This is a genomic window from Micromonospora sp. NPDC050397 (genome assembly GCF_044901685.1).
In the GTDB taxonomy this organism is placed as follows: Bacteria; Actinomycetota; Actinomycetes; order Mycobacteriales; family Micromonosporaceae; genus Micromonospora_G.
Genome location: NZ_JBJDPS010000004.1, coordinates 356,271 through 374,899, shown reverse-complemented (window position 1 = coordinate 374,899; position 18,629 = coordinate 356,271). Strand labels below are relative to the sequence as shown.

The window sequence follows — 18,629 nt, the reverse complement described above, 5'->3', positions numbered from 1 at the left end:
TCCACGACTCCACCCCACCCTCCCCCTCCCACACCCCCACCCTTCGTCGATCTAAGGCAAATCCGCCCTGATCACAGATCAACTAGCGCGGATTTGCCCTAGATCGGCGCGGTGGGGGCGGGGGGTGGGGGCAGGGGGGGGTTAGCCGGCTACGGCGCTGGGGCCTAGGAGCGCTTTGAGGTCGGCCATGAGGGCGGTGCTGGGGGCGACCCGCATCCGGCCGAGTCGCAGCAGCGTGGCCCGGGAGCCGTTGACCAGCTTGACGTGCACCTCGGCCGAGCCGGGGTGGCTGGTCAGCACCTCGCGCAGCCGCTCGACCAGCGGCGGCGTGCAGCGGGACGGTGGCAGCGCGAGCACCACCGGTTTGACCTCGTCGGCCGCGGTGATCTCCGGCATGGACATGTCCATCGCCATCATCCTGGGTTGGTCGTCGCGCCGGTCGACCCGGCCCTTGATCACCACGATGGCGTCCTCGGCGATGTACTGCCCGACCACCTCGTAGGTGTTCGGGAAGAAGAGCACCTCGACGGCGCCGCCGAGGTCCTCCAGGGTGGCCGAGGCCCAGGCCCGGCCCTGCTTGGTGATCCGCCGTTGTACGCCGGAGAGGATGCCGGCGAGGTTGACGATCTGACCGTCGCTGACGTGCCCCTCCTCGGCCAGGGACGAGATCGACATGTCGGCCGCCGCGGCGAGCACGTGCTCCACCCCGAAGAGCGGATGGTCGGAGACGTAGAGTCCGAGCATCTCCCGCTCGAAGGTGAGCAGGTCGGTCTTGTCCCACTCGGTGGTGGGGATGGTCGGGGTGACCGAGATGCCGGGGGCGGCGCTCGCGTCGCTGTCGAAGGCCGTACCGAACAGGTCGTACTGCCCGGTGGCCTCCTTCTTCTTCACGTCGAGGAACGAGTCGATCGCGTCGGTGTGGACCGCGAGCAGGCCCTTGCGGGTGTGCCCGAGCGAGTCGAAGGCCCCCGCCTTGATCAGCGATTCGATCGTCTTCTTGTTGCACGCGACCGCGTCCACCTTGCGCAGGTAGTCGTAGAAGTCGGTGAACTTGCCCTTCTCCTTGCGGGAGCGGCGGATCGACTCGACCACGTTCGTGCCGACGTTACGGACCGCCGCGAGCCCGAACCGGATGTCCTCGCCGACGGCGGCGAAGCGGGCGTTGGACTCGTTCACGTCCGGCGGCAGGACCTTGATTCCCATCCGCCGGCACTCGGCCAGGTAGACCGCGGACTTGTCCTTGTCGTCACCGACGGAGGTGAGCAGCGCGCCCATGTACTCGGCCGGGTAGTTCGCCTTCAGGTACGCCGTCCAGTACGACACCACCCCGTACGCGGCACTGTGCGCCTTGTTGAAGGCGTAGTCGGAGAACGGGACCAGGATGTCCCAGAGGGTCTTGATCGCGTCGTCGCCGTACCCGTTGTCCTTCATGCCCGCGGCGAACGGCTTGAACTCCTTGTCGAGGATCTCCTTCTTCTTCTTGCCCATCGCCCGGCGGAGCAGGTCCGCGGCGCCGAGGGAGTAGCCGGCGACCTTCTGCGCGATCGCCATGACCTGCTCCTGGTAGACGATCAGCCCGTAGGTGTCGCCCAGGATCTCGGAGAGCGACTCGGCCAGTTCGGGGTGGATCGGCACCACCGGCTTGCGGTTGTTCTTCCGGTCGGCGTACTCGTTGTGCGCGTTGGCGCCCATCGGACCGGGGCGGTAGAGCGCGCCGACGGCGGAGATGTCCTCGAAGTTGTCCGGCGCCATCGAGCGCAGCAGGGCCCGCATCGGCCCGCCGTCGAACTGGAACACGCCCAGCGTGTCACCCCGGCCGAGCAGTTCGTACGTCGCCTTGTCGTCCAGTGGCAGGTCCTCCAGGACCAGGTCGATCCCCCGGTTGTCCTTGATCGACTCCAGGCAGTCGTCCATGATCGTGAGGTTCCGCAGGCCGAGGAAGTCCATCTTCAGCAGGCCGATGGTCTCGCACGCACCCATGTCCCACTGGGTGATGATCGCCCCGTCCTGCTCCCGCTTGTGGATCGGCAGCACGTCGAGCAGCGGATCCCGGGAGAGAATCACCCCGGCCGCGTGTACGCCCCACTGCCGCTTGAGCCCCTCCAGCCCCTTGGCGGTGTCGACGATCTTCGCCACCTCGGCGTCGGCGTCGTAGAGCGCCCGGAACTCGGCCGCCTCCGGGTAACGCGGGTGGTTCGAGTCGAAGATGCCGCCGAGCGGGATGTCCTTGCCCATCACGGCGGGGGGCATCGCCTTGGTGATCCGGTCGCCGACCGCGAACGGGTAGCCGAGCACCCGGGCGGCGTCCTTGATCGCGGCCTTCGCCTTGATCGTGCCGTACGTGATGATCTGCGCGACCCGGGCCTCGCCGTACTTCTCCGTGGCGTACCGGATCATCTCGCCGCGCCGACGCTCGTCGAAGTCCATGTCGATGTCGGGCATCGAGATGCGGTCCGGGTTGAGGAACCGCTCGAAGAGCAGGCCGTGCTGCATCGGGTCGAGTTCGGTGATGCCGAGCGCGTACGCGATCAGGGCGCCGGCGGCCGAACCACGGCCCGGACCGACCCGGATACCCGCCCGCTTGGCGTGCGCGATGAGGTCGGCGGTGACCAGGAAGTAACCCGGGAAGCCCATCTTGAGGATGACGTCGAGTTCGTACTCGGCCTGCCGCTGCCGGTCCTCCGGCACCCCGTTCGGGAACCGCCGGTTCAGTCCGCGCATGACCTCCTTGCGCAGGAAGGTCTCCTCGGTCTCGCCCTCGGGGACCGGGAACTGCGGCATCAGGTTCCGGGAGGCGAACATCGCCGAGTAGTCGCCGACCTTCTCGGCGATCTCCAGGGTGTTGTCGCAGGCGCCCGGCACCTCGGCGTCCCACATCGCCCGCATCTCGGCCGGCGACTTCAGGTAGAAGTCCCGGGCGTCGAACTTGAACCGCTTCGGGTCCGCCATGGTCGAGCCGGACTGCACGCAGAGCAGCACCTCGTGCGCCTCCGCGTCGGCCGCGTGGGTGTAGTGCAGGTCGTTGGTGGCGATCGGCTTGAGGTTCAGGGTCTTGCCGAGCCGGATCAGGTCCTGCCGGATCCGGGTCTCGATGTCGAGGCCGTGGTCCATCAACTCCAGGTAGAAGTTGTCCGCCCCGAAGATGTCCCGGAACTCGGCCGCCGACGCGCACGCCTTCTCGAAGTTGCCGATCCGCAGCCAGGTCTGGATCTCACCGGAGGGGCAGCCGGTGGTGGCGATGATGCCCTTGCCGTACTCGTTGAGCAGCTCCCGGTCGGCCCGGGGCTTGTAGAAGTAGCCCTCCAACGACGACCGGGAGCCGAGCGCGAACAGGTTGCGCAGCCCGTCCGCGTCCTGGGCCAGCATCGTCATGTGGGTGTACGCACCACCACCGGAGACGTCGTTCTCGCCGCCGTCGGCCCACCGCACCCGGGTCCGGTCCCGCCGGTCGGTGCCCGGCGTCAGGTACGCCTCCAGGCCGATGATCGGCTTCACCCCGGCGCTGGTCGCCTGCCGGTGGAAGTCGTACGCGCCGAACAGGTTGCCGTGGTCGGTCATCGCGAGCGCGGGCATACCGAGCCGGTTGGTCTCGGCGAACAGCTCCTTGAGCCGGGCCGCACCGTCGAGCATCGAGTACTCGGTGTGCGTGTGTAGGTGCACGAACGAGTCAGACACCGAAACCCCCTTCATCTCAGCGTCAACACGATCGGGCGCCCCCCGGAGGAGACCGGCCGGGGGCCGGCCCGGGGTCGCCAGACCGAGAAGCCTAGCCCTTCTCGGCCGGGGATCGGAGCCGCCCGGCCGGGGAGACACGACACATCGCATCGGGCCGTGCCGTCACCGCGTCGGCTCGCGCGACACGGACTGCGATACCGTCTCAATCCAGTCGTGGCGCTCGCCATGCATCCCTAGCTCCCCTTCCAAAAGGAACGATCATGACCACCCAGGACAGCACGATGGTGCCGAACCCTCGGCTGGTGGTGACGACCCCGCCGGACCAGGGCGAAACGGTCCGCACCGACCGACCGGAGAGCGGTACGCCGGTCGCGCGGACCAGCCCCGGTGGCACCGACCCACGGGCCCGTCGGGCGCTGTGGCTCGGGATCGAGGCGGTGGCCAGCGTCGGAACGGCGGTCGCGTTCCTGGCCTGGAGCCGGAACATCGACGTCGACCCGCTCGACCGCAAGGGGCAGGTCAGCGGTCTGGCCGCGTTGCAGTTCCGGTTCGCCGTGGTGGCCATCGTCCTGGTAGCGGCACTGGTCGTGGCGCACCGACTGCTCGACGACACGCGCCGCAAGCGGGCCGTCACGGTGGGTTGTGCGGTCATCGCGGGCCTGACCACCGGGCTGGTCGCCGGTGGGATCGACGTCGCCCTGCGTGGCACCCAGTGGGGCCTCTGGGCCGGCGGCGGCGACTACGGCTGGATTCTCGACTGGATCAGCCGGATGGGGCGCGGCGAGAGCGTGCCGAACCACTACCCGCCGGTCATCTTCTGGCTGATCGGCGGCTGGGCGAAGCTGAGTGACCAGCCCGCGGCGTTCGCGATCAAGGAGATCCAGCTCGTCGGCACCGCCCTGTTCGGTCCGGCCGCCTACCTCGCCTGGCGGCTGGTCCTGCGCCCGGTCTGGGCGCTGGGCATCGGCGTGGTCGCCATGCTCCCGTTCATCGAGCCGGTGAAGCCCTACCCGCAGATCACCCTGGTCATGCTGATGCCGGTGCTGGTCAGCTTCCTCCAGCTCGTACGGCGCAGCGCGGCACTGACCACCGTCCGGGCGATCGGCTACGGCGTGGCCTTCGGCACCGGCCTGGGCCTGCTGTTCCTGCTCTACTCCGGCTGGTTCGTCTGGTGCGCGCCCGGGGCGGCGGCGGCCTTCCTGCTGCTCGCCCCCTGGCGACGCGGCTGGGCCAGGGTGTTGACGGTCGGCGCCTCCGCGCTGGTCTCCATGCTCCTGGTCTCCTGGGTGCACCTGCGCGGCCTGCTCGCCGACACCGGCGGCACCTCCGACAACTACTTCTACTTCGACACCGACACCGAACCGACCTACTTCGCCATGTGGCGTAACGACCGTCCGGCCGACGTCGGCCCGGTCTGGCCGCCACTGGGCGAACTGGGCGGTGTCGGGCTCTTCACAATCCTGCTCGCGATCGGGCTCGGCCTCGCGCTCTGGTTCGGCTGGCGACGTACCGTCGTGGCCACCATCGGCCTCAGCGCGGTCAGCAGTTGGCTGTTGCGGATGTGGCTGGCCAGCGAGCAGTGGGAGACGCAGACCGTACGCCTGTACCCGCGTACCACGATGATCCTGTTCTACTGCATGTTGATCCTCGCCGGCTTCGGGCTGATGTTCGCGTTCAGCGCGCTGCGCGAACGACTGCGCCACAGCTCGTACGCCAACCCGCTGGCCGGGAGCAGGGTCGGTGCCACGGTGCCGGTCGGGCTCATGTTCATCCCGCTGCTGCTGGTGCTCGCCTCGGCCGGCTCCGCCACCGCGAACCACTACATGCCAGACTCCCGCCGCAACAGCACCGGTTACTTCGCCTGGATCGCCCAGACCAGGTGGTACCCGCACGTGAAGACCTGCTCGGTCTACGGCAGCGACCACGACGCGTGCGGCAAGGACACCCTGCCCCCACCGGCGCCCGCCGCCACCACCCCGACGCCGACGCCCACCGCCACGCCCGGCCAGGCGTCACAGCCGGCGGCTCCGCCCTCCGGCCGGGCCGGGTCGCCGTCGGGCAAGACGCCGTCGCCGAGCATCACGGCGACCCGCTGATCCGGTAACCCGACAACCGGCCGGTCCGCCCCTCGGGAGGGGTCGGGCCGGCCGGCTCGTTGTCGGGGAGATCAGCGGGCGAACGGCTCGATCATCACCGAGGCTGCCTTCAACCACGCCTGTCGGGTCTCGTGCTGCAGGTTGGCGTACTCGATCGACGAGCCGCTCTCCAGCGCCGGGTCGTACGGCACCACCACCACCGCCCGGGTACGGGTGGCGAAGTGGCGCTCCAGGTCGGCCTGCAACGGCGACCGGCCCGGGGTCGGGCAGGAGACCAGGGTGACCGCGTTGTCGGCCAGCTCACCCATGCCCACCTCGTGCAGCAGGTCGAGCATCCAGTCGGCCGCGAACGCCGCGTCCTCCCTCGGCACCGTGGTGACCACCAACTGGTCCGCGGCCTGGATCACCGTCTGCCAGTTGACGCTCTCCACGTTGTTGCCGGTGTCCACGCAGATCACGTCCTGGGTACGCCGCAGCAGGTCGAGCACGCGCCGTACGGTCTCCTTGTCCAGCCGGGAGGCGAACCGGGGGCTCTCCTCACCCGCCAGCACGTTGTACGACCCGTCCGAGGCGTGCCGCAGGTAGTCGTCCAGCCGGCCGGTCAGGTCCGTACCGTTGCGCAGTTCGACCTCGGCCAGGTCCGTGATCAGGTGCCGGATGGTCCGGGCGTGCCGGGCGCTGCCGGCCCGCAGCCCGAGCGTGCCGCGCAGTTCGTTGTCGTCCCAGGCCAGCACGCCCCGGCTGCGTACGCTGCCGATGGTGGCGGCGGCGAGCACGGTCGCGGTGGTCTTGTGCACCCCGCCCTTGGGATTCGCGAACGCCAGCACCCTGGGGGTGCCGAGGTCGCGGCGGAGCACGCTGACCGCCCGTTCGACCTCCGGGTCCGCCTCGGCGTCACGCCGCTCCGGCCGGGCGGTGACGTACCCGTTGCCGCCGCTGCCGTTGACCGGCGCGGCGGCGACCCGGGCGGTGCCCGCGCCGCGTGCCGGCGCGGCGACCCGCGCCGCCGCCGTCACCGGGACGGCCGGCACCGGTTCGGTGACCGGTGGTGCGACCGGTGCCAGGGTCGGCACCGGGGCCGCGGCGGTGGCAGAGGCCGCCGCCTTCGGCACCGGGACGGCGGTCGGCACCGAGGCGGCACCGGCCGGAACTGCGCCGACCGTTGGTGGGCGGGGGACCGCGAGGTTCTGGTCGGGCCGTGGGTAACCGCCGGCCGCCCCCGCCTCCGGCCGCCCGTAGTCCTGGACCCGGGGGTAGTCCGGTTCGGCCCGGCCGTAGCCGGTGCCGGTGTCCGGGCGACCGTAGGTCGGTTCGGCCCGGCCGTAGCCGGCACCGGTCTCCGGCCGCCCGTAGTCGTTCTCCGGGGCACTGCGGCGGGGCGCCGGATCGACCCGGGCGTAACCCGCCGGAGCATCCGGTCGGCCGTACGCCGCCGGGTCGGCCTCGGGCCTGCCGTAGGGCTGCTCCGCCTGGCCGTAGCCGGCCGGGCTCTCCGGGCGGCCGTACTGCTGCTCGGCTTGGCCGTAGCCGGCACCGGTCTCCGGTCGACCGTAACCCGGCTCGGGCTGCGCACCGTAGCCCTGGCCGGACTCCGGCTTCGTGCCGTAGCCGGGGGTGGAGTCGGGCTTCGCGCCGTAGCCGGGGCTGGGCTCGGGCTTCACGCCGTAGGCGGGGGTGGAGTCGGGTTGCGCACCGTAGCCGGACTCCGGCTGCGCACCGTAGCCGGGAACGGCGTCAGGTTGCGCGCCGTAGCCGGGGGAGGACTCGGGCTTCGCGCCGTAGCCGGGGCCGGTCTCCGGACGGCCGTAGGGCGGCGGTTCGGCCTGGCCGTAACCCGCCCCGGTCTCCGGACGGCCGTAACCCGGCTCGGCCCGGCCGTAGTCGGCCTCCGGCGCGGCCCGGCGGTAGTCCGACTCCAGCGCCGCGTAACGGGACTCGATCGGTGGTCCCGCGTCGCGGTAACCGTTGTCCAGCACCGCGTACCGTGACGGGATCTGCTGGCCGGGATCGGAGTCGTAACCGGGATCCACCCGGTGTCCGCCGTCGTCCGGGGCGCCGAAGTCCCATCCGGACCGCCCGCCCGAACCCGGTCGGGGGCCCGCCAGTTCGGCCGACCCGCCGGCCGCGCGGATCTCGTCCACCCAGCGGTCCTCGGGCTCGGGCTGCTGTTCGGGGGAACGGCCGCCAAGCCTCGCTCGGTCCAGCAACGCGCGCCAGCGCGGTGCTGGTTCCGCCGGCCGGCTCCAGCCGGTCTCGGTGCCGTCCACGGCTCGCCCTCCCAGCGCCTTCGGTGCCCCGCCTGACAAGGCTATGAGGCAAACCCTATTAAGGCCACACCGGAGGGCTTACACCAGTGTCCGGTTCGGCAGACATTGCACTGCCCGCTCCGTCGTGACCCGGTTGGTCAGCGCGTCGCCGCCGGGTCGTTCTCGGTGGGCTCCACCAGCACGTCGTCGACAAAGCTCGGTGGCGGCGACGCCGTCGCCGGGGCCGTCGGACCGGCCGGGGACGGCGGCTCGACCGACGGCGGGGCACCGGTCGGCTCGTACGTCGGCAGGGTCACAGTCGGTGTGGCGGTGGGCGGGACCACCGTCGGCGGCATCGACTGGTTGGGCCCGGGTACCGGGTTCGAACTCGGGCCGACGGTCGGCGTGCCGGTCGGCCCGCCGGTGACCGGGGTGGGCAGGCCGCCGTCGACCGGTGGGCGGGCCACGTCGTGTTGCTCCGGCAGGGGCGGGGTGAACACCGCCCGGTCCAGGCGGCGCACCTCCGGCGCGGCGTCGACCGCCCGTACGCCGTTCCGGGCCGCGATCCGGTCGAGCACCTGCGGGGTGGCGCGGACGATCGCCGCGTACACGCAGGAACAGCCGGCCTGGTAGCCGGTCGCCTCGTCGAGGGCGACCTGCGCGCCGGTGTCGTAGAGCCGCCGCAGTTCCGGGTCGGCGTCGGGTGGCAGGTCGGCGGCGCGGTCCCGGTAGTCGGCGGCCTCCCGCTGCTTGCGCGCCGCGACCTCCCGCATCCCCGCCAGCACGTCGGAGGGGATGCGCATGGCCGGGATGCGGACGAGTTCGGTCTGGGTCTGCGGCCTCGGCACCCGGCCGAACACCTCCGACACCGACACGTCACCGATGATCGGGGTGAGCCGGTCGGGTGCGAGGTATGCGGCGAGGGTGACCAGCGCGTACGTCTGCCCGCCCGGCTCGGGCGGTGGCGTGGCGACCAGTGCCTTCAGCTCGCTGCGGCTGGACTCGACGTAACCCGGGATGGACTCCCCCTCGATCACCCCGACCCGGGTCACCTCGCCCACCGTCCGGTCGCCCCCGACCTGGCCCCGCTCCGCCGCCCAGACGGCGGTGACCAGCACGGCCACCGAGGAGAACAGGGCGGCGGTGGTGAGCACCCGCATCCGCACCGGTCCCTGACCGAGTCGGGCCAACCCTCTGGCGAGCGGTGGCAGCAGGCGTCGATCCAACTGTCGCAGCAGATCGCCGGCGCGCACGGACGGAACTCCCCCTTGTCGGGCGATCGATAGTGGTCGCTTCGACGCTCAGTCGCGCAGTACGGCGAGAGCGTGCTTCAGATCGTCAGGGTAGTCGCTGACGAACCGAACCTCTTCGGCCGTACGGGGGTGGAGAAAACTGAGCTCTCGGGCATGTAGCCACTGCCGTTCCAGACCGAGTCTGCCGGAAAGCGTCGGGTCCGCGCCGTACGTCAGGTCACCCACACAGGGGTGACGCAGGGCGGAGAGGTGCACCCGGATCTGGTGGGTACGCCCGGTTTCCAGCCGTACGTCCAACAGGCTCGCGGCCGGGAAGGCCTCGATCGTGTCGTAGTGGGTGATACTCGGCTTGCCGTCGGCGACCACCGCCCAGCGGTAGTCGTGGTGCGGGTGCCGGTCGATCGGGGCGTCCACCGTGCCGCGCAGCGGGTCGAGGTGTCCCTGCACCACGGCGTGGTAGCGCTTCTCCACCTCGCGGACCTTGAAGGCCCGTTTCAGCACGCTGTACGCCTGCTCGCTCTTGGCCACCACCATCACACCGGTGGTGCCGACGTCGAGCCGGTGCACCACGCCCTGTCGCTCGGCGGCGCCACTGGTGGCGATGGTGTGCCCGATGCCGGCCAACCCGCCGATCACCGTCGGCCCGGTCCAGCCCGGGCTGGGGTGCGCCGCGACGCCGACCGGCTTGTCCACCACCACGATGTCGTCGTCGGCGTAGATCACCCGCAGACCGGGCACGGACTGCGGGATGACCTGGGGCGCCACCGGCGGTGCCGGCAGCGTCACCTCCAGCCAGGAGCCCGCGCTGACCTTGTCCGACTTCGGGCGGGGAGTGCCGTCGACCCGCGCGTCGCCCGCCTCGACCAGGGTGGCCGCGGCGGTCCGGGAGAGCCCGAACAGCCGGGCGACGGCCTGGTCCAGCCGCATCCCGTCGAGGCCGTCCGGCACCGGCAGCGACCGCTGGTCGCCGACCGCGCGGGCGGGGCCGGAGTCATAGGTGGAGGTCATGCGCTGTCCCGATCCCGAGTGTCCGGACCCGACTCCGGGTCGGCACCCGACGCCGCCGGGGTGCCGGTGCGGGCACCACCGTCGGCCGAGCCGCTCCGGATCCGGGTGCCGTCCCGCTGCCGGCCGGTCAGTTCGAGCAGGATCGCCAGGATCACGCCGCTGACCAGCGCACTGTCGGCGAGGTTGAAGATCGGCCAGGTCTGCCCGTACGGGTCGAAGAGGCTGACCATGTCCACCACGTGCCCGAGCAGCGGGCCGGGGGCGCGGAAGATCCGGTCGACGAAGTTGCCGAGCGCCCCGGCCAGCACCAGCCCGAGCGAGATGGCCCAGGGCAGCGAGCGCAGCCGGGTCGCCATCCAACTGATCCAGCCGACCACGCCGACGGTGACCAGCGGGAAGACCCAGGTGTAGTCGGAGCCGAGGCCGAACGCCGCCCCGCTGTTGCGGATCAGCGTGAGGTAGACCGTGCCACCGAGCAGGCGCACCGGGTCACCCGGGTCGAGGTTCGACAGGGCGAGCTGTTTGGTGCCGATGTCGGCGAGCAGGACCAGCGACGCGGTCGCCACGAGGATGGTGATCGCCCGCCGACGGCCCACACCCGCCTTCGGCTCGGCGGTGTCGGGCCCGGCGGGCCGTACTGCGGTCATCTGCTCCCCATCGACGTTCAGCGGTACTGCCCTTCACCAGTGGCGACGCAGCCGCTTGGCCGGAGCGCCCGGGGTCCCGCCCCGGGCCACTCCGAGCCGGTCGCTCAGCGCCGCTCCTCCAACTGCTTGCACGAGACGCACAGGGTGGCGGACGGGAACGCGGCGAGCCGCTCCACCGGGATCGGGTTGCCGCACTTCTCGCACCAGCCGTAGCCGCCCTCGTCGAGCCGCTCCAGCGCCCGTTCCACCTGCGTGATCCGCTCCAGGATGCTGTTCGCGAGAGAGATCTCCTGCTCCCGCTCGAACGTCTTGGTCCCGGTGTCGGCCTGGTCGTCCCCGGCCGAGTCGGTCAGGCGGTCGCGCTGGAGTTCGGTGATCTCGCTCAGCGTCTGATCGTACTCGGCGCGCAAGTCGTCCCGCCGGGCCGCCAGGGCCGCACGGATCTTCTCGGTCTCCGCGACGCTGCGGGTGGCCCTCTCCGCGGGCTTGCGGCCCGCGGCGGTCTTGGTGTCAGCTGGCTTCGCCATCGTCGCTCCCTCGGCCGCGTTCCCCGCGGCGATCGGCGGTGCCTGGAAGGATCTGATCCGCGACACGGAGGCTGGACCCGGCCGCGCCGTTCGCGGGCACCGTGCCGGCGTCCGCCCCCCGCGTGCCCGGCGCCCGTCGAGCCATCGCCCACTTCGCCAGCGTGGCCGGACTCGGCGGGGTCACGGGTGTGACCGACGGCGGCCGGCCGTCCCCCCGGCCTTCCGGTTTGGCTTCCGCCGCTTCCGGTTTGGCTTCCGCCGCCTCCGGCGCGGGTGTACCCGTGGTCCGCCCGTCGTCGGTCTCCGACGACGACGCTGGATCCGGGGCCGCCCCGCCCGCGGTTTGCGCCCGCTCGGCCATTGCGCCCCCCAGTTGCAAAACGGGCGCGCGGCGGGCCGCCGCGCACTCCGGAGGTTGGCAAGAATACGGAACGTACACGCGTCCGACAACACGCCGCACCGATGTCACGCATTTCACCCCGGACTAATCCCTAATCCGGGCAAAAAGAACCTAGCAGATCATCCCTCGCGATCGTCCCCGCTTTCCCCGAACCAGCGGGCCAATCGGCCCCGCCGGCTGACCGCCCGGAGGCGACTCTCGGCCGCGTCCCGAACCTGCTCGGTGGCGACCACGAGCAGGCTGTCGCCGACCTTCAGCCGGGTGTCCGGCGCGGGTACGAAGCCGGTGCCGTCGCGCAGCACCAGGGTGATCGCGGCCCCGACCGGCAGCCGGAGCTCGTCGACGTGCACCCCGGCGAGTCGGGAACCCGACGGTATTTCGAGCTGGAGCAGGTCGGCGCCCATCTGCTCCAGCGGCGCCGTCTCCACCCGCAGCTCGGCGACCTCGGCCGGTGCCACCACACCGAGCCAGCGGGCCACCGGGGCCAGCGTCGAGGTCTGCACCACGGTGAAGATGACCACCAGGACGAACACCGCGTCGAAGAGCCGATCGGCGCCGGGCATCCGCTCGGAGAGCGGGATGGTGGCCAGCACGATCGGGACCGCCCCGCGCAGCCCCGCCCAGGAGAGGAAGACCTGGTCCCGTAGCCGGGTGGCGAACGGGAACGCGGAGACCGCCACGGAGAGCGGTCGGGCCAGCAGGACCAGTGCCAGCCCGGCCACCACCGCCGGCAGCAGGGCGTTGTCCAGCCGGCTGGGCGAGACCAGCAGGCCGAGCAGGACGAACAGGCCGATCTGGGCCAGCCAGGCGAGGCCGTCGGCAAAACCGAGGATCGCCTGACGGTGCGGTAGCCGGGCGTTGCCCAGCACCACCCCGGAGACGTACACGGCGATGAAGCCGGAGGCGTGCAGCAGCGTGCCGGCGCCGTACGCCAGCACGGTCAGCCCGACCGCGGCGATCGGATAGAGCCCGGAGGAGGGCAACGCCGCACGGCGCAGCGCCCAGCGCCCGCCGACCCCCACGCCGATCCCGGTCGCCACGCCGGCCAGCAGCTCGTAGCCGACCAGGAGCACCTCCTGCCACCACGGGTGCGCGCCGAGCGCCGGGGTGGCGAGCAGGACGACCAGCAGCACCACCGGGGCGTCGTTCATCCCCGACTCGGCCTCGACGGTGGCGACCAGCCGGGGCGGCAGCCGCAGCCGGCGCAGGGTGGCGAAGACGGCCGCCGCGTCGGTCGAGGAGAGCACCGCGCCGTAGAGCAGTGCGAGTCGCCAGTCCAACCCGAGCAGGAGGTGGACCACCACCCCGACCACGGCGATGCTGACCACCACGCCGATCGTGGAGAGGGTCAGCGAGAGCCCGAGCACCGGACGCAGCGTGCTCCACCGGGCGGTCAGTCCGCCCTCGGCGATGATCACGATCAGGGCGCAGAAGCCGAGGACCCGGGTCAGCTCGGCGTCGTCGAACCGGATGCCGAGGCCGGACTCGCCGATCCCCACCCCGATGGCGAGGTAGACCAGGAGACTGGGCACACCGAACCGGGTGGAGAGCCGGACCGCGCCGACGGCGACCAGCAGTACCGCCGCACCGACCAGGAGTGCGACATCGAGGCCGTGGGTCATGCGCGCCCCGGGTGCGGGGTCCTCACCCGCCGGATCCGTCACGCAGCCGGCGCAGCCGGGCGTCGATTTCGCCGGCCGGACCGTCGACCAGGAAGAGCTTGTCGCGACTGGCCGCGCCAGCGCGCAGCGTCACCGCGCCGGGACGGACCTCCAACGCGCGGGCCAGTGCCACCCGGGCGGCCTCGGTCGCCCGACCGTCGACCGCCGGCGGGTTGACGGCGACGACCAGGGCCGAGCCGTACGGGCCGGGAAAGCAGCCGCCGACGCGGACCCGTGCGGATCCCGGCCGGACCCGAACCGCGACGGTCACGGCGTCGGGCGGGGTGGCGCCTCCGGTCGGCACAGCCGCGCGACTCAACCGCGGTGGGAGTCGGCCAGCAGCACGGTGTCCGGTTCGCAGACGGCACACGGCGTGAAGCCGAGTTCCACCGCCTCGCCGACCGGCAGGGGTTCGGTCTCCCGATCCCGCAGGTGGGGGCAGTCGACCAGGTGGTAGCGCGGGCGGCCGTCGACCACCAGCACGTCGTCGACCATCCGGGCGATCCTGGCCGCGTCGGCCGGCGCGACGCGCTGTTCCGCCGGCTCGTCCGGGTACGGGTCCTCGTTGGTCGCCCCGGTACGGTCCTCGGGCCGACGCGCCGCCCGGTCGATCAGCTCCGCTGCCTCGGCCGGTTGCCGCCGGCCTCGGTCGTCGGTGCTCATCGGATCCGGGCGACCGTGCTGGTAGCCGCCCTGGTGGGGGACCAGCACCTCGACCGGCGCGTCGTGACCCGGCTGACCGAATCCGGTCGCCAGGTCGTCGGGATCAACTTCTTCGTCCCACCGCCGTTGCCCGGCGACGGTCGCGGACCGGCGAGGGTGCGGATCACCGACACCCTCGCCACCGGACCGCGGGAGTGACTCCTCGTCGGAATCACCAGCCCCAGCGCGGGTAGCGGCCGCCTGGCGGGCGCCCACCACCAGCGCGACGGCAGCCAGCAGGCTCGCCGCGATGGAGGCGACCAGCAGCACGCTCGAACCGTTGGCCAGCCCGAGCACGAGCAGCGCGACCGCGACGAGGATGAGCAGGAGACTTCCGACTATCACGGCTCACCCCTCGCCGCTTCGTTTCCAGCTGTTGTCGTGTCGTGCGGGCCGAACCGGTGCGAGCGGATCAGCGGCCGGCTTCAAGCGCGCCGGACCGGCTGCCACCGTAGGAATTGGCCAAGCCGGCCGCGGCCAGGCTCGCGGATCCGCCGCCGGACCGATTGCCGTCGGTCCGGGTCATCTCCGCCTCGAGACCCTGTCCACGTCCGTCGAGGTCCCGCAACTGGCTCTCCAGGTATGCCTTGAGCCGGGTGCGGTACTCACGCTCGAACTGCTTGAGCTCCTCGATGTGCTTCTGCAGCGCGGTGCGCTTGGCGTCCAGGCCGCCCATGGCCTCCTGGTGCCGCTGCCGCGCGTCCCGCTCGAGCGCGTCGGCCTTGGCCCGCGCCTCACGGGTGACCTCCTCGGCCTTGGAACGCGCGTCGGAGAGCAGCTTGTCGGCCTCGCGGCGGGCGTCGGACACGTGGTCGTCGGCCGTACGCTGCGCCATCATCAGCACCCGCAGTGCCTGCTGCTCGCCGTCGGCGCCCGAGACCGGGCCACCCTGCGAGCGCACCTGCTCCAACTCGGCCTGCATCGCCCGGGCGGCCTGCTCGGCCGCCGCCTTGTCGCGCTGCACCCGGTCGAGCTGGGCCTTGACATCGTTCAGCTCGGCGGCCAGTCGCGGGTCGGCGCCCGGGCCGGCTGGTGCGCCGCCACGTCCGCCGCGCTCCACCTGGGCGCGAAGCTCGTTGTTCTCCTCGATCAGACGGGCGAGCTCTCGCTCGACCTCGTCCAAGAAGGCGTCGACCTCCTCCTCGTCGTACCCCCGCTTGCCGATCGGCGGCTTCTTGAAGGCGACGTTGTGTACGTCAGCCGGGGTCAGCGGCATCGAAACTCCTCGGGTCAGTTGCGGCCGCGTAGCGCGCTGGTCACCAGGCTGTTCACCCGTGGATCAACGGCCTTAACACGAACTCCATCAGCACGAACAGGATAACCAGGAGCACAAGGGAGGCCAGGTCGATGCTCACGGTACCAATTCGCAACGGTGGGATCACACGCCTCAACGCCTTGAGGGGCGGATCAGTGACGCTCCACACCGTTTCGAGTCCTGCCGACGCTCCACGACCCGGCTGCCAGCGACGTCCGTACTGGAGCACGGCGCCTAGGACAAATCGGGCCAAAAGAACCAGCAAAAAGACGTAGAGGATCAGGTACAGGACTTGGAACAGGATCGAAGACACGGCAGGCGAGATCCCTCGGTCGGGCTAACTCAGGCTGAAAAACCCACCCTCAGCGATCTTGGCCTTGTCCTCCGCGGTGACCTGGACATTGGCCGGTGAGAGTAGGAACACCCGGTTGGTCACGCGCTCGATCGTACCGCGCAGCCCGAAGGCCAACCCGGCCGCGAAATCGACCAATCGGCGGGCATCGGCCTCATCCATCTCGGTGAGGTTGATGATCACAGGTACGCCGTCGCGGAAGTGCTCCCCGATCGTTCGTGCCTCACGGTAGGTGGTCGGATGCAGCGTGGTGATCTGGTACCGCTGGTCCTCGTCCGGCACCGACCGTTCCCGCAACTGCACCTGCGGCGCGAGCGCCAGATTGTCGCGGGTGTGGTAGGTGAGCGCGGACGACGGCTCCGGCGCGGTGGGCCGGGTGATGGACCTGACACTGGAGCGTTCGGTCCGCTCCGGACGTTCGGTCCGCTCCGGACGGTCACTGTCCGTACGGTCGTGCTCGCTCGCCCGGGTGCTGCTGCGCTCGCTCAGCCGGCTCCGGTCGGTGGACCGGGCGCGTGGCACCGCCGGTGGCTCGTCCGGCTCGTCGTCCTCGTCGGCGAACTCCTCGGCGTACCGGCTCTGCCGGTAACGCGAGTCGCCACGGTAACCGGCCTTCTCGTAGCCGTCGTCGTAGGCTCGCTCGTCGTCCTCTTCGACCAGTCCGAGCCAGACCCCCGCCTTGCGCAGTGCACCCATCGCCGCGCCCCTCCGTCCGCCGTGCGACACGCCCCCCGTGCCCATGCCACTGTCACGCGCGTGAACACTGCAGTGCCCACAGGTTCGAGACCCGCTCGCCGACGGCCGGTGTCCCGGTCGTCCCCCCTACCCCCCGATGGCGGTGAGTACGCCTCAAACAACACTGTTGTAGTTTGGTGTCCGTTGCCAGGCTACCGCAGCGTGGAACGCATTCCGAGCAACGCGCTGCCGACGCGCACATGTGTCGCGCCGTAAGCGATTGCCGCCTCCAGGTCACCACTCATGCCGGCGGAGAGCAGTCGTGCCCCGGGATGGTCGACCCGCAGCCGCTGTGCCACCTCGGCCAGCCGCGCGAAGGCGCGCTCCGGCTCCCAGCCCAGCGGCGCCACGGCCATCAGCCCGGCCAGCCGCAACGCGTCCTGCCCGGCGATCGCGGCAGCCACCTGGTCCAGCCCCCGGTCCGCGTCGGCGCTGCCGGCCAGTGCCCCGCCCCGGTCCGCGTCCCCGTCCACGCTGAGCTGGACCAACACCGACAGCGGTCGGTCCCGCTCGCGTGTCGCCGCGCCGGCCAGCGCGCCCGCCAGCCGTACGCTGTCCACCGAATGGACCAGGTCGGCGTACCCGACCACCGAGCGGGCCTTGTTGCGCTGCAACTGGCCGACGAAGTGCCACCGTACGTCCGCGCCGCCCGCCGCCACCTCGACTGCCTTCGGCGCCGCCTCCTGGTCCCGGTTCTCCCCCATCTCCCGCACACCGAGCCCGGCCAGCAACAACACGTCACTGGCCGGGTAGGTCTTGGTCACCGCGATCATGGTCACCGCGTCCGGCGATCGCCCGACGGCCTCGGCGGCACGGGCGATCCGCTCCCGGGTCCGGGCCAGCCCGGCCGCGAGCTGCGCGCGGCGGTCGAGCGGCACCGCGCCTGCTGGTACGTCCGTCACCGCCGGCTCAGGAGCCGTTCTTGAGGAAGTCCGGTACGTCCACGTCGTCGAAGAGAACCCGACGGGGCGACTGGGTGGGCGTGGTCGGCGTGTTCGGGGCGGTCGGGCCCGAACCGTGTGCCGTGGCGGGCTGCGGCTGGGGCGGCACCGCCTTGCGCGGCGCCTCGGCCGCCTTGTACGACGGAGTGCCCCCGTCGAAGCCGGCCGCGATCACGGTCACCCGCACCTCGTCGCCGAGCGCGTCGTCGATCACCGCGCCGAAGATGATGTTGGCGTCCGGGTGCGCCGCGTCGGTGACCAGTTGGGCGGCGTCGTTGATCTCGAACAGGCCCAGGTCGGACCCGCCCGCGATGGAGAGCAGCACGCCGCGCGCGCCGTCCATGCTCTGCTCCAGCAGCGGGCTGGAGATGGCCGCCTCGGCGGCCTCCACGGCCCGGTTGTCGCCGCGCGCGCTGCCGATGCCCATCAGCGCGCTGCCGGCGCCGCTCATCACGCTCTTGACGTCGGCGAAGTCGAGGTTGATCAGACCCGGGGTGGTGATCAGGTCGGTGATGCCCTGGACACCGGAGAGCAGCACCTGGTCGGCCTGCCGGAAGGCGTCCATCATGCTGATCCCCCGGTCACCGAGGGCGAGCAGCCGGTCGTTCGGGATCACGATCAGGGTGTCGCACTGGTTGCGCAGTTCCTCTATTCCCGCCTCGGCCTGCACCTGCCGGCGCTTGCCCTCGAACGAGAACGGGCGGGTGACCACACCGATGGTCAGGGCGCCCAGCTTGCGGGCGATGTTCGCCACCACCGGGGCACCGCCGGTGCCCGTACCGCCGCCCTCGCCACAGGTGACAAAAACCATGTCGGCGCCCTTGAGCACCTCCTCGATCTCGTCCCGGTGGTCCTCGGCGGCGTTCTTGCCGACGTCCGGGTTCGCCCCGGCCCCCAGCCCCCGGGTCAGCTCGCGACCCACGTCCAGCTTCACGTCGGCGTCGCTCATCAGCAGCGCCTGGGCGTCGGTGTTGATCGCGATGAACTCGACGCCCTTGAGTCCAACCTCGATCATCCGGTTGACGGCGTTGACGCCGCCGCCACCGATGCCGACGACCTTGATGACCGCCAGGTAGTTGTGCGGAGGTGTCATCGGGGTCCTTCCCTTCGAGATTGGCGGGCGCCGACCCG

The 18,629-nt window shown here is 71.4% G+C and carries 14 protein-coding genes and 1 pseudogene; 1 reads left to right on the top strand and 14 read right to left on the bottom strand.

The window, feature by feature from the left end:
• Positions 1–141 precede the first annotated feature (141 nt).
• A complete protein-coding gene (gene dnaE, locus ACI2K4_RS17385; RefSeq protein ID WP_404512441.1) occupies positions 142–3,675 on the bottom strand; it encodes a DNA polymerase III subunit alpha in 3,534 nt (1,177 codons plus the stop codon).
• Positions 3,676–3,935: 260 nt separating this feature from the next.
• Here dnaE and ACI2K4_RS17380 point away from each other — a divergent pair, with 260 nt between their 5' ends.
• Entirely contained in the window at positions 3,936–5,771 is a 1,836-nt protein-coding gene (locus tag ACI2K4_RS17380; RefSeq protein WP_404512439.1) for a hypothetical protein, read from the top strand.
• Positions 5,772–5,842: 71 nt separating this feature from the next.
• Here ACI2K4_RS17380 and ACI2K4_RS17375 read toward each other — a convergent pair.
• From ACI2K4_RS17375 to ftsZ, 13 genes and pseudogenes are all read right to left on the bottom strand, one after another.
• Positions 5,843–7,099 (bottom strand): annotated as a pseudogene (locus tag ACI2K4_RS17375) (ATPase); the annotation flags it as partial.
• Positions 7,100–8,175: 1,076 nt separating this feature from the next.
• A complete protein-coding gene (locus tag ACI2K4_RS17370) occupies positions 8,176–9,270 on the bottom strand; it encodes a hypothetical protein (protein ID WP_404512437.1) in 1,095 nt (364 codons plus the stop codon).
• A 48-nt stretch (positions 9,271–9,318) separates the two neighbouring features.
• Positions 9,319–10,278 carry an RluA family pseudouridine synthase gene (locus tag ACI2K4_RS17365; protein WP_404512435.1) on the bottom strand — a complete coding sequence of 320 codons (960 nt, stop codon included), beginning with the start codon at positions 10,276–10,278 and terminating at the stop codon, positions 9,319–9,321.
• Entirely contained in the window at positions 10,275–10,925 is a 651-nt protein-coding gene (gene lspA / locus ACI2K4_RS17360; protein ID WP_404512433.1) for a signal peptidase II, read from the bottom strand. The genes ACI2K4_RS17365 and lspA overlap by 4 nt, the downstream gene beginning before the upstream one ends.
• Positions 10,926–11,029: 104 nt before the next feature.
• Positions 11,030–11,452: a TraR/DksA family transcriptional regulator gene (locus ACI2K4_RS17355; RefSeq protein WP_404512431.1), complete on the bottom strand. Its 423-nt coding sequence runs from the start codon at positions 11,450–11,452 to the stop codon at positions 11,030–11,032.
• Between the two features lie 519 nt (positions 11,453–11,971).
• Positions 11,972–13,474, bottom strand: a complete 1,503-nt coding sequence (locus ACI2K4_RS17350; protein ID WP_404512429.1) for a potassium/proton antiporter — start codon at positions 13,472–13,474, stop codon at positions 11,972–11,974.
• 22 nt (positions 13,475–13,496) lie between these two features.
• Positions 13,497–13,817, bottom strand: a complete 321-nt coding sequence (locus tag ACI2K4_RS17345) for a DUF167 domain-containing protein (protein WP_404512427.1) — start codon at positions 13,815–13,817, stop codon at positions 13,497–13,499.
• 11 nt (positions 13,818–13,828) lie between these two features.
• Positions 13,829–14,560, bottom strand: a complete 732-nt coding sequence (locus ACI2K4_RS17340) for a hypothetical protein (protein ID WP_404512425.1) — start codon at positions 14,558–14,560, stop codon at positions 13,829–13,831.
• A 67-nt stretch (positions 14,561–14,627) separates the two neighbouring features.
• Positions 14,628–15,431: a DivIVA domain-containing protein gene (locus ACI2K4_RS17335; protein WP_404512423.1), complete on the bottom strand. Its 804-nt coding sequence runs from the start codon at positions 15,429–15,431 to the stop codon at positions 14,628–14,630.
• 52 nt (positions 15,432–15,483) lie between these two features.
• The gene (locus ACI2K4_RS17330) at positions 15,484–15,783 is read right to left on the bottom strand and encodes a YggT family protein (RefSeq protein ID WP_404512421.1); all 300 of its coding nucleotides are present in this window, start codon (positions 15,781–15,783) and stop codon (positions 15,484–15,486) included.
• Positions 15,784–15,807: 24 nt separating this feature from the next.
• Positions 15,808–16,518, bottom strand: a complete 711-nt coding sequence (locus ACI2K4_RS17325; protein ID WP_404512419.1) for a cell division protein SepF — start codon at positions 16,516–16,518, stop codon at positions 15,808–15,810.
• Positions 16,519–16,709: 191 nt separating this feature from the next.
• On the bottom strand, positions 16,710–17,459 hold the full coding sequence (locus ACI2K4_RS17320) for a YggS family pyridoxal phosphate-dependent enzyme (RefSeq protein ID WP_404512417.1): 750 nt from the start codon (positions 17,457–17,459) through the stop codon (positions 16,710–16,712).
• Between the two features lie 7 nt (positions 17,460–17,466).
• The gene (ftsZ, locus tag ACI2K4_RS17315; protein WP_404512415.1) at positions 17,467–18,591 is read right to left on the bottom strand and encodes a cell division protein FtsZ; all 1,125 of its coding nucleotides are present in this window, start codon (positions 18,589–18,591) and stop codon (positions 17,467–17,469) included.
• Positions 18,592–18,629 lie beyond the last annotated feature (38 nt).

Coding starts and splice junctions, on each gene's coding strand:
- ACI2K4_RS17380 (WP_404512439.1), top strand. CDS start 3,936: ATGACCACCCAGGACAGCACGATGGTGCCGAACCCTCGGCTGGTGGTG.
- ACI2K4_RS17365 (WP_404512435.1), bottom strand. CDS start 10,278: ATGACCTCCACCTATGACTCCGGCCCCGCCCGCGCGGTCGGCGACCAG.
- lspA (WP_404512433.1), bottom strand. CDS start 10,925: ATGACCGCAGTACGGCCCGCCGGGCCCGACACCGCCGAGCCGAAGGCG.
- ACI2K4_RS17355 (WP_404512431.1), bottom strand. CDS start 11,452: ATGGCGAAGCCAGCTGACACCAAGACCGCCGCGGGCCGCAAGCCCGCG.
- ACI2K4_RS17350 (WP_404512429.1), bottom strand. CDS start 13,474: ATGACCCACGGCCTCGATGTCGCACTCCTGGTCGGTGCGGCGGTACTG.
- ACI2K4_RS17335 (WP_404512423.1), bottom strand. CDS start 15,431: ATGCCGCTGACCCCGGCTGACGTACACAACGTCGCCTTCAAGAAGCCG.
- ACI2K4_RS17325 (WP_404512419.1), bottom strand. CDS start 16,518: ATGGGTGCACTGCGCAAGGCGGGGGTCTGGCTCGGACTGGTCGAAGAG.
- ftsZ (WP_404512415.1), bottom strand. CDS start 18,591: ATGACACCTCCGCACAACTACCTGGCGGTCATCAAGGTCGTCGGCATC.